8 protein-coding genes and 1 tRNA gene are annotated in these 8,838 nt (G+C 60.1%); 3 read left to right on the top strand and 6 right to left on the bottom strand.

Going from position 1 to position 8,838, the window contains the following annotated elements:
* Nucleotides 1–118: 118 nt before the first annotated feature.
* Complete coding sequence (gene uvrB / locus ACO6VD_RS01440) at nucleotides 119–2,134, bottom strand: excinuclease ABC subunit UvrB (RefSeq protein WP_400172572.1); 2,016 nt, start codon at nucleotides 2,132–2,134, stop codon at nucleotides 119–121.
* 309 nt (nucleotides 2,135–2,443) lie between these two features.
* On the opposite strand from uvrB, the gene ACO6VD_RS01435 reads away from it, so the two are divergent.
* On the top strand, nucleotides 2,444–3,640 hold the full coding sequence (locus ACO6VD_RS01435; RefSeq protein ID WP_400172571.1) for an amino acid aminotransferase: 1,197 nt from the start codon (nucleotides 2,444–2,446) through the stop codon (nucleotides 3,638–3,640).
* Nucleotides 3,641–3,702: 62 nt separating this feature from the next.
* Nucleotides 3,703–3,778 (top strand) — tRNA-Asn (locus ACO6VD_RS01430).
* A gap of 71 nt (nucleotides 3,779–3,849) precedes the next feature.
* On the opposite strand, the gene ACO6VD_RS01425 is transcribed toward ACO6VD_RS01430, so the two are convergent.
* The 5 genes from ACO6VD_RS01425 to ACO6VD_RS01405 all read right to left on the bottom strand — a co-directional run bounded on the left by ACO6VD_RS01425 (nucleotide 3,850) and on the right by ACO6VD_RS01405 (nucleotide 7,340).
* Nucleotides 3,850–4,272 carry a cupin domain-containing protein gene (locus ACO6VD_RS01425; RefSeq protein WP_422416522.1) on the bottom strand — a complete coding sequence of 141 codons (423 nt, stop codon included), beginning with the start codon at nucleotides 4,270–4,272 and terminating at the stop codon, nucleotides 3,850–3,852.
* Nucleotides 4,273–4,363: 91 nt separating this feature from the next.
* Nucleotides 4,364–4,924, bottom strand: coding sequence for a DUF1285 domain-containing protein (locus ACO6VD_RS01420; protein ID WP_422416520.1), 561 nt, complete (start codon nucleotides 4,922–4,924; stop codon nucleotides 4,364–4,366).
* Between the two features lie 10 nt (nucleotides 4,925–4,934).
* Entirely contained in the window at nucleotides 4,935–5,540 is a 606-nt protein-coding gene (locus tag ACO6VD_RS01415; RefSeq protein WP_422416518.1) for a DUF4823 domain-containing protein, read from the bottom strand.
* Nucleotides 5,541–5,606: 66 nt separating this feature from the next.
* Nucleotides 5,607–6,575, bottom strand: a complete 969-nt coding sequence (locus ACO6VD_RS01410; protein ID WP_400172567.1) for a GTP 3',8-cyclase MoaA — start codon at nucleotides 6,573–6,575, stop codon at nucleotides 5,607–5,609.
* A 126-nt stretch (nucleotides 6,576–6,701) separates the two neighbouring features.
* Nucleotides 6,702–7,340, bottom strand: a complete 639-nt coding sequence (locus tag ACO6VD_RS01405) for a TetR/AcrR family transcriptional regulator (protein ID WP_422416516.1) — start codon at nucleotides 7,338–7,340, stop codon at nucleotides 6,702–6,704.
* A 72-nt stretch (nucleotides 7,341–7,412) separates the two neighbouring features.
* Between ACO6VD_RS01405 and ACO6VD_RS01400 the strand changes: the two genes are divergently transcribed.
* Complete coding sequence (locus ACO6VD_RS01400) at nucleotides 7,413–8,546, top strand: aminotransferase class V-fold PLP-dependent enzyme (protein WP_422416515.1); 1,134 nt, start codon at nucleotides 7,413–7,415, stop codon at nucleotides 8,544–8,546.
* The last annotated feature ends 292 nt before the right edge of the window (nucleotides 8,547–8,838 follow it).

Genomic DNA, 8,838 nt, shown 5'->3' with positions numbered 1-8,838 from the left:
CCCACCTGAAAGATCTTTTTGCAGGGGGGGGTTTATCAGAGATGGGGCGTGTAGCGGCCCTGAAAATGGGCCTGCTACGCAGTCCATCGCGGATAAATCCGCTCCTACAACAACCGCATCAGACAGTCAGTAAGCGCTCGCGCAGCGCAGCAATCTCGTCGCGCATCTGCGCCGCGGCCTCGAACTCCAGGTCTCGCGCCAGCTGATACATCTTCTCTTCCAGCAGCTTGATGCGCTTGGCAATCTCGCCCGGCGAACGCAGCTCGGCTTCGTAGCGCGCGCTTTCTTCGGCGGCCTTGGCCATACCCTTGCGCTTCTTGCTGCGCGAGCCGGGCACGTTGGCGCCTTCCATGATGTCGGTGATGTCTTTGACCACGCCCTTGGGCACGATGCCATTGGCGGCGTTGAAGGCAATCTGCTTGTCACGGCGGCGTTCGGTTTCGCCGATCGCCCGCTCCATCGAACCGGTCATTCTGTCGGCATAGAGAATCGCCCGCCCGTTGAGGTTACGCGCTGCCCGGCCAATGGTCTGGATCAGCGAGCGCTCGGAGCGCAGGAAGCCTTCCTTGTCGGCGTCCAGAATTGCCACCAGCGATACCTCGGGCATGTCCAGGCCCTCGCGCAGCAGGTTGATCCCAACCAGTACATCGAAGGTTCCCAGGCGCAGGTCACGGATGATCTCGACGCGTTCCACGGTGTCAATGTCCGAGTGCAGGTAGCGCACCCGCACGTCGTGATCGGCGAGGTAATCGGTGAGGTCTTCGGCCATGCGCTTGGTCAGGGTAGTGACCAGCACACGCTCTTCCACCGCAACACGCTTGTGGATTTCCGACAACAGGTCATCGACCTGGGTGGTGGCCGGACGCACTTCAACCTGAGGATCGACCAGGCCGGTGGGGCGCACCACCTGCTCCACCACCCTGCCGGCATGATCAGCCTCATAGGGCCCGGGCGTGGCGGAAACGAAGATCGTCTGCGGACTGACACTTTCCCACTCATCGAAGCGCATGGGCCGGTTGTCCAGTGCCGAAGGCAGGCGAAAGCCGTATTCGACCAGGGTTTCCTTGCGCGAACGGTCGCCCTTGTACATCGCCCCCACCTGCGGAACGCTGACGTGGGACTCGTCGATTACCAGCAGCGAATCCGCCGGGAGATAGTCGTACAGCGTCGGTGGCGGGGCCCCGGCCGGACGGCCGGAGAGGTAGCGCGAGTAGTTTTCGATGCCATTGCAGTAGCCCAGCTCGAGGATCATCTCCAGATCGAAACGGGTGCGTTGCTCCAGACGCTGGGCTTCGACCAGCTTGTTGGCCTTGTGCAGGTATTCCAGACGCTGCTGCAGCTCTTCCTTGATGCCCTCCACCGCTTCGAGCAGGGTTTCCCGCGGCGTCACGTAGTGACTCTTGGGGTAGAAGGTAAAGCGCGGCAGCTTGCGGATCACCTCGCCGGTCAACGGATCGAAGGCGGCGATGTTCTCCACTTCGTCATCGAACAGCTCGATGCGGATGGCTTCAAGGTCCGATTCGGCCGGGAAGATATCGATGACATCGCCACGCACGCGGAAGGTGGCGCGGGCAAAGTCCATTTCATTGCGGGTGTATTGCAAGTCGGCCAGGCGGCGCAGCAAGGCGCGCTGGTCGAGCTTGTCGCCGCGGTCCACGTGCAGGACCATCTTCAGGTAGGTTTCCGGGCTGCCCAGACCGTAGATGCACGACACCGTGGTGACGATGATCGCGTCGCGGCGTTCCAGCAGCGCCTTGGTCGCCGACAGACGCATCTGTTCGATGTGGTCGTTGATCGAGGCATCCTTCTCGATGAAGGTGTCGGAAGACGGTACGTAAGCTTCGGGCTGGTAATAGTCGTAGTAGGAAACGAAGTACTCGACGGCGTTGTTGGGGAAAAACGCCTTGAACTCTCCGTACAACTGCGCCGCCAGGGTCTTGTTCGGCGCCAGCACCAGGGTCGGTCGCTGCACCTGGGCGATGACGTTGGCGATACTGAAGGTCTTGCCCGAGCCGGTCACCCCGAGCAGGGTCTGATGTGCCAGGCCCGCATCGATGCCTTCAACCATCAGGCGAATGGCTTCGGGCTGGTCGCCGGCCGGCTGGAATCGGGTGACGAGCTGAAACTCGGACATGACAAACCTCTGTGTAATCGCGACGTTTTAATCGCAGACGCTGGCAACTGTATTTATAGACAGTACTTATACCCAATTAAGGGTCTTCCGCGCCAGTTTCAAGGCGATGACGTGGGCATTTCTGAGTATGGACCGGCCAATTCGACTAACGGTCGAAAAATAATCGGCGAAAGAACAGGAAAAGCTGCGTCAGACTGTCGCCGTGACCGATGGGTATCACTATACTGACTCCCCGTTTGTGCACCGCTCTAGTGCATTCGACTGGAGCGTGCGGACCTCTTCCACTCTCCATTCAGAGCCAAGGTAATAATGAGCCTGTTTTCCGCTGTCGAGCTGGCACCACGCGATCCCATTCTGGGCCTCAACGAAGCTTTCAACGCCGATACCCGTAGCAACAAGGTCAACTTGGGTGTAGGTGTTTACTGCAACGAAGAAGGGCGTATCCCACTGCTGCGTGCAGTGATCGAAGCCGAAACCCAGCGTGCTGCCCAGCATGCTTCCCGCGGTTACCTGCCGATCGACGGTATCGTCGCTTACGACCAGGCCGTCCAGAAGCTGCTGTTCGGTGCCGAGTCGCCACTGCTGAGCGCCGGTCGCGTAGTCACCACCCAGGCCGTCGGCGGTACCGGCGCCCTGAAAATCGGTGCCGACTTCCTCAAGCAGCTGTCGCCCAACGCTGTCGTCGCCATCAGCGACCCGAGCTGGGAAAACCACCGCGCCCTGTTCGAAACCGCCGGCTTCCCGGTACAGAACTACCGCTACTACGACGCCGCCACTCACGACGTCAACCGTAGCGGCATGCTCGAAGACCTCAACGCCCTGCCGAACGGCTCGATCATCGTGCTGCACGCCTGCTGCCATAACCCGACCGGCGTCGACCTGAGCCTGGACGACTGGAAAAATGTCCTGGAAGTGGTCAAGGCCAAGGGCCACGTGCCCTTCCTCGACATGGCCTACCAGGGCTTTGGCGACGGCATCCACGAAGACGCCTTCGCCGTGCGCCTGTTCGCCGAGTCGGGTCTGGACTTCTTCGTCTCCAGCTCGTTCTCCAAATCCTTCTCGCTGTACGGCGAGCGCGTTGGCGCCCTGTCGATCGTTACCGAGTCCAAGGAAGAAAGCGCGCGCGTGCTGTCCCAGGTCAAGCGCGTGATCCGCACCAACTACTCCAACCCGCCGACCCATGGCGCCACCATCGTCGCCACTGTGCTCAACAGCCCAGAGCTGCGCGCCATGTGGGAAGAAGAACTGGCCGAAATGCGTCTGCGCATTCACGGCATGCGCAAGCAGATGGTCGAACTGCTGGCCCAGTACGGTGCCAAGCAGGACTTCAGCTTCGTCGGTCGTCAGCGCGGCATGTTCTCCTACTCGGGCCTGAGCGTCGAGCAAGTGGCGCGCCTGAAGAACGAGTTCGGCATCTACGCCCTGGACACCGGTCGTATCTGCGTGGCCACCCTGAACCAGAGCAACATCCATGTGGTGACCAAGGCAATCGTCGAGGTGCTGTAATCACTGAATTGCGCGGGGGAGGCTTGACTTCCCCTTAGCAATCAGTAAGATACGCCACAGATTCCGCGATAGCTCAGTCGGTAGAGCAAATGACTGTTAATCATTGGGTCCCAGGTTCGAGTCCTGGTCGCGGAGCCAAACACCTGAAAAACCTCCAGTTGCGCTGAGCACCGGAGGTTTTTTCGTTTCAGATCCTGCGCTCCCCTCCCCTAGGGCTGATACGGCTCGGTCACAGGCCGCTGCTCATCCACCAACGACCACACCAGCAATTTTGCCGGCTTTGCCTCACTGGCGTTGTAGGACACCAGGTGCACCGACCCCGGTGCCTCGTACCAGAACTCACCCGCCTTGTAGGCGACCGGCTTGGGCTCGCCCTTGAGCTGGGACACCACCGTCCCTTCGAGCACATAGGCCATGACCGCCCCCGGATGCTGGTGCGCCACGGACTTCTGGCCAGGTGCGTAGCTGACCGTGAGCATGACCGCTTGCTTGCCCGGCGCATTGCTCGGCAGTTGTTCTTGCAGGATCTTGACCGCTTCCTGGCCCTGCTCCGGACCATGCGCCCAGGCACCCGGCAAGGTAAACAGGCCAGCGACGATCAACGTGCTGATGGGTAAAAGCGCGGATTTCATGGGTACTACCTCGTGATTGGGGAATACCGGCAGGTTATGCCGGCGACCACGAGGTAAAAAGCGCCAATTCAGGGAAAAACGCGGAGGCTAATCAGCTGCGGCCAATGGGATAGAAGGTGCCACTGCTCCAGACGCCCAGCCACTGCTGGCCGTCGATCTGCTGCGGCACAGCCAGCTCCACCAGCTGATAAAACACGTTGCGATGGATCAGCGCTTCGAGGTTAGTGCGCATATGCACATAGGGCGACGGCTCCTCGGTCTGCGCATCGATCTCAAAGCGCAAAGGGTGCTCGGGGCCGGCCTCGACCTGATCTTCGACATTACTCGTGAAGCGCAGCACTTGCTGCTCACCTTCACCCTCGACTTCCAGGCTGACAGCAACAAAAGGCGCATCATCGACCTTGATGCCGACCTTCTCCACCGGGGTCACCAGGAAGTAGTCATCACCGTCGCGGCGAATGATGGTAGAGAAGAGCCGAACCATTGGCTTGCGTCCGATTGGCGTGCCCAGGTAATACCAGGTACCGTCACGGGCGATGCGCATGTCGATGTCGCCGCAGAAGTCCGGGTTCCACAGATGCACAGGTGGCAAGCCCTTTTCCGACTTGGGAATCTGTGCCAGTAGATCGACGGCCTTGCCGGTATCTGTCATCACCCTCTCCTTAATCACTCATGCCCAAAAGGCTACGAGCGTAAGCCTCAAGCGGTGGGCCGAGCAAATCTTCCGGTCTATTGTCGTGGAACGTCAGCAATCCGCCGCGGCTCTTGATCCGCGCGGTGTCGATCAGGTAGCGGGTATTGGTTTCGATCAGCATCAGCTGAACCACGCCGGTATCGATACCCAGGCGATCAACCGCCTGCTCGTCATACCATTCGTCGCCATTGCCGATGCGGTCGTCGGTACGCGCAAAGCGGGCATAGAGCAGGTAGTGCGCACCCACTCCGCGCGCTTCGACCAGGGCCTGTTCCAGCCCCAGCGGCCCTTGAGCGCGACGAACCATGGGGAAGTATTCGATAAAGCCTTTGAACGCCTCTTCAGCCACCACGTTGGGCCGTGGATAAGGCCCCTTGCCTGGAGGGACGAACGCACCCTGGCCGATGTAAATGAATGAGTCAGGCTGCAGGCGCACCGACAGTGAACGGCGGGTGTCGCTGTGATCGAGCAGGCCGGAATCACTCATGTGATAGCGCACACCTTCACCCATATCGCTGACATTCATACAGCCGCCCAGCGCCATCAGCGCCAGCAGCAAAACCAGGCTACGCATCTATCCTCCAGTGGCCGGTGACGGAAAACCGGCGAACGGCTGACAGATGCAGCTTTTGCGCCAGTCTTACCCGCCGATGATTTTCATCACCGTTGCGCCGCCGGAAAACGCCACCGGCTGCTTGTCGCCAAGGGCCTTGACCAGCAACCCCTGGAGCGCCGGCAAGGCCTGGTGGCGCGGTTTGTCGAGGAGGTCGCCGATATAGTGACGGTTGCTCGACGACAGGCAGCCATGCAACCAGCCAGTGGAGGACAGGCGCAAGCGCGAGCAGGTTCGGCAGAACGGCACGCTTTCGTTGGCAATCACGCCAAAGTAGCCCTGCCCGGGAATCTGATAACGCAGTGCCGTGGCGTCCACCGGCGCATTCGCCTGCAGATACTCATAGCGCTCTCCGATCAACTGCAGCAAGTGCTCGAGACTGACGAACTGCTGCAGGAAGGCATTGCTGTCACGGGCCAGGTGGCCCATGCGCATCAACTCGATAAAGCGCAGCTCGTAGCCACGTGCCAGACAGTACTCCAGTAACGGCACGACCTGATCGAAGTTCTGCCCGCGCAAGGGCACCATGTTGACCTTGATTTTCATTCCGGCCGCGCTGGCTTGCGCCATGCCGTCGAGCACCGTGGCAAGGTCGCCACCGCGGGCAATACGACGAAATGCGTCAGGATCGAGGGTGTCGAGGGAAACATTAAGCCGACGAATACCGGCCTCTCGCAGCAGCGGCAGCTTGCGCGCGAGCAACTGGCCATTGGTCGTCAGACTGATTTCGTCCAGCCCCAAGCCTGCAACTGAAGTCAGAAATGTCTCGAGTTTGGGACTGACCAGCGGCTCACCACCTGTCACGCGCAAGCGCTCGATACCGGCGGCTTCGATCAGATAGGCCACAGCGCGGGCCATGGCTTCGGCAGACAGCTCATCCTGGGCCGCCACCAGACGCTTGCCGTCCGGTACGCAATAGGTGCAGGCATAGTTGCAGGCAGCCGTAAGGCTGACACGCAAGTTGCGAAAACGCCTGCCTTGGCGGTCGACGATCATGGGTGACTCCGGCATGGATGAATCGGGCCTGCAAAACCTGACTCAAAAATCAGGTTTTTGCAAGCCTCTTACATGAGTATAGGCCTCAGGCCTTGTCTCAGGCGCATCATCACCCAGCAAAGCGCGTCAGTTGCCCGTCACATCCGGGTCGCGTTTGCGCTTGTTGCCCATGCGTACACCGATGTCCATCAGGAACTGGAAGAAACCTTCCTGATCTTCCAGCACATTGCTCCAGAACGGCGAGTGATAGAGCGCCACGGCACCATGCACCAAGGCCCAGGCGGCGCAGTAATGGAAGTACGGCGGAACGTCTTCGAGCTTGCCTTCGCTGATGCGACCCTTGATCAGCAAGGTCAGGCGGTCGAAGTTGGAGGCGCGGATCTTGTGCAGCTCCTCGACCATCTCCGGCACCTGATTGCCCTTGACCACCTTCTCTTCGAGACGATCGAACAGGCGGTAGCGCTGTGGATCGCGCATGCGGAATTCGAAGTAGGCACGCGACAGGGCTTCCTTGTCGCGGTCAACATCGGCAGAGTGCAACAGTTCGTTCAAATCGCGCTCGTAGTCGAGCATCAGGCGCAGATATATCTCCGCCTTGGATTTGAAATGCTTGTAGATCGTGCCTTTGCCGATACCGACTGCATCAGCGATCATCTCGACGGTGACACTGTCTTCACCCTGTTCGAGAAACAGCTTGAGCGCGGTATCGAGAATTTCTTGCTCACGGCGACGAAACTCACGGACCTTACGAGGTTCTTTCTGCATAAGAAGGACTGGATCAAAATCGAAGCCGGTTATTATGCCTAACTTGCGCCAAAATGCACGGATCATCCGACCATGTCTATGTTTCTTGATGAGTTTGAACAAGCTCCAGGCCTTCGCTACCTGAACCACGCGGCCGTCGCTCCCTGGCCAAGAAGAGCCAGCCAGGCCGTTGCCCGCTTTGCCAACGAAAACGTTTGGCTCGGCGCCAGGGACTACCCAAACTGGATGGCCATGGAGCAACGCCTGCGCGAACGCTTGATGCGCCTGACGAATGCACCGTCGACCGATGATATCGCCCTGGTCAAGAACACCTCCGAAGCGTTGTCGTTCGTCGCCTTCGGTATTCACTGGCAACAAGGCGACCAGATCGTCATCAGTGATGAAGAATTCCCCTCCAACCGCATCGTCTGGGAAGCCTTGGCCGACCAGGGTGTCGAAGTGCTTCAGGTAAGCCTCAAGGGACAAGACCCGGAAGCCGACCTGCTGGCCGCCTGTGGCCCACGCGTACGCCTGCTGGCGATCAGCGCCGTGCAATTTGCCACTGGCCTGCGCCTGGATCTGGTGCGCCTCGGCCAGGGCTGCCGCGAACGCAAGGTGCTGTTCTGTATCGATGCGATTCAGCAACTGGGCGCCCTGCCCTTCGATGTGCAAGCCTATCAGTGCGACTTCGCCATGGCCGATGGCCACAAGTGGATGCTCGGCCCGGAAGGCCTGGGGGTGTTCTACTGCCGCGCCGAGGTTCGCCCGCAGCTGAAACTGAGCGAATACGGCTGGCACATGCTCGAACACATGGGCGACTACAACCGCACCGAGTGGGAGCCGGCCCGCAGCGCCCGGCGCTTTGAATGCGGTAGCCCGAACATGCTCGGCGCCGCCGCGCTGGACGCCAGCCTGTCGCTGCTTGAGGAGGTGGGCATGCCCCACGTGTCCTCGCTGCTGGCAGAACGGGTGCAGTGGCTCTACGACGGACTGGCAGCGATCCCCGGTGTACGCCTGCACAGCCCGGAAGACCCGCAGCGCCGTTCGGGTATTGTTTCGTTCAGCATTGCCGGCGTGGACAACGCCGACGCTTATCATCGCCTGAAGCAGGAACAGGTAGTGTGCATCACCAGAGGGCCTGGCGTGCGCTTTTCCCCGCACTTCTACACATCCAGACAGATAATCGACGAAACTTTGGCAATTGTGCGGCAGATCGCAGAGCGATGAGTGCTCAGCAGCCCCCGCCGTATTCCAAATCTGTTTAAAAAACGAGCAGCCGCCGCTGGCAGCCCGCCAATCCTGACCAATACTTCAGGTGTTGGCGTGGCGCATCCCCCCAAGTGGCGCGCCGATAAAGGTGCTCAGGGACCGCGTACCTTTGTTTTACTCCTAATGGTCTTAACCCGGATTCACCCCCCAGAACCCGGGTTTTTTTTGCCTGCGATTCCGGTGGGAGAGGGGGGGGGGGGGGAAGAGAGAACGTCTTCTTACCCTCTACGTTACCTGCGTGAGCCAACCA

It is taken from the genome of Pseudomonas sp. GZD-222, assembly GCF_049310525.1.
Taxonomy (GTDB): Bacteria; Pseudomonadota; Gammaproteobacteria; order Pseudomonadales; family Pseudomonadaceae; genus Aquipseudomonas.
The sequence above is the reverse complement of the archived record's forward strand: the minus strand, read 5'-3'. Positions and strand labels throughout refer to the sequence as shown.